Origin of the sequence: Occallatibacter sp., assembly GCF_049802275.1 — a bacterium.
Lineage (GTDB): Bacteria > Acidobacteriota > Terriglobia > Terriglobales > Acidobacteriaceae > Telmatobacter.
The window spans coordinates 1-1,733 of the sequence record NZ_JBARMD010000378.1 but is presented as its reverse complement, the minus strand read 5'-3'; the positions used below and the strand labels follow the sequence as shown (position 1 = coordinate 1,733).

Below are 1,733 nucleotides of genomic sequence, written 5' to 3'. Positions count from 1 at the left end.
GCCGGACGGTGTGCTGACACTGGAATTCCCCCATCTCCTGAAGCTGATCGAGCTCAACGAGTTCGATACCATCTACCACGAACACTTCTCCTATTTTTCCCTGATCAGCACCCTCAAGATCATGGAGGCCCATGGACTGCGGGTGTTCGATGTAGAGGAGCTGAAATCGCACGGCGGATCGCTCCGCGTGTATGCCTGTCGTGCTGACAGCCAGGTGCATGGCGTTGCGCCGAACGTACAAAAAGTCATTCAAGATGAAGTCAAAGCAAAACTCGACCGGATCGAGGGCTACGAAAGCTTCACGCGGCAAGTGCGGGAGACCAAGTTCGCCCTGATGGATTTCCTGTTGACGGCCGCCAAGCAAGGCAAAAAAGTGGCAGGCTACGGAGCGCCCGGCAAAAGTGCGACGCTGCTCCATTACTGCGGCATCGGCAAGGACCTGATTGAATATACCGTGGATCGCAGCCTCTATAAACAGGGCCGATTTTTGCCGGGCAGCCGCATCCCGATTTACCACCCCGACCGTATTCGCGAAACCAGACCCGACTACGTAGTGATCCTTCCTTGGAATCTGAAAGACGAAATCATGCAGCAGTTGCAGTGTATCCGGGAGTGGGATGGCCGCTTCGTCGTCCCAATACCGAAAGTGATGGTGTACTGAACCCAGGACTCCACTTCGCGGATGGAAGGGGTCCGGGATGGCGAGTCTTTGGTGATTAGAGATTAATTCACGGAGGCGGGCGCATGAAGGTCGTTCTGTTTTGTGGTGGCGAAGGAATGAGGCTTCGGGGCTACTCGGAAGACGTACCCAAGCCGATGGTGACGATCGGCTCGCGCCCCGTGCTGTGGCACGTCATGAAGTACTATGCCCACTATGGGCACAAGGAGTTTGTGCTCTGCCTGGGCTACAAGGGGAATGCCATAAAGAATTATTTCCTCGAGTACGAGGAATCAGTATCAAACGATTTCGTCTTCTCCCAGGGAGGGCGCCAACTGGATTTCATGCAGCGTGACATCGACGACTGGAGGATCACGTTCGTCGATACCGGGCAGCGCTCCACGATCGGCGACCGCTTGCGGCTGGTGCAGCCGTATCTGAAAGGGGAGGAGGTCTTTCTCGCCAACTACAGTGATGGCCTGACCGACTTTCCGCTACCGGAAATGGTTAGTGAGTTCTCGCGGCGCGATAGCTTCGCTTCATTTTTGTCCGTCCAACCGCGGTCGAGCAGTCTGGACACAGTGCAATTGGACGAAGACGGTTCGGTAAAGGCAATCAAGTGCATGAAAGACTCTAATCTTTGGGTCAACGGAGGCTACTTTATACTGCGCCAAGACGTTTTCCAGCACTTGAATCCCGGAGAAGAGTTTGTCTATGAACCCATGCAGCGGATGATCGCCCAAGGCAAGGTATGGTCGCGGCGCTACGAAGGATTCTGGCAATGCATGGATACGTTCAAGGACAAGCAAATCCTGGATGAGTTGGAATCGTCGGGCAAGGCGCCATGGTGCGTGTGGGACAACGGCAGAGCGGCGCGAGTTACTGCATGATGAAGCTGATTCTGGGCAAGAAGGGCTCGGAACCGCTCACGATACTCTGCCTCGGTGCGCATTCTGACGACATCGAGATCGGTTGCGGTGGATCGCTTCTGCAATGGAGACAAAGCGAACCTGGGCTCAAGTTTCACTGGGTGGTTTTTAGCGCAGACGGAAAGCGCGGTGAGGAAGCCCGAAAG

3 protein-coding genes are annotated in these 1,733 nt (G+C 55.2%); all 3 read left to right on the top strand.

What is annotated here, in order from left to right:
* Positions 1 to 661 (top strand): methyltransferase C-terminal domain-containing protein (locus WA354_RS13275; RefSeq protein ID WP_472813493.1); only part of this gene is annotated, 661 nt, incomplete at its 5' end.
* Positions 662 to 744: 83 nt separating this feature from the next.
* Positions 745 to 1,548 (top strand): sugar phosphate nucleotidyltransferase, encoded by an 804-nt coding sequence (locus WA354_RS13270; protein ID WP_472813492.1) that lies wholly within the window; start codon positions 745 to 747, stop codon positions 1,546 to 1,548.
* On the top strand, positions 1,545 to 1,733 hold a 189-nt coding region (locus tag WA354_RS13265; protein WP_472813491.1), incomplete at its 3' end, for a PIG-L deacetylase family protein. The genes WA354_RS13270 and WA354_RS13265, both read left to right, overlap by 4 nt.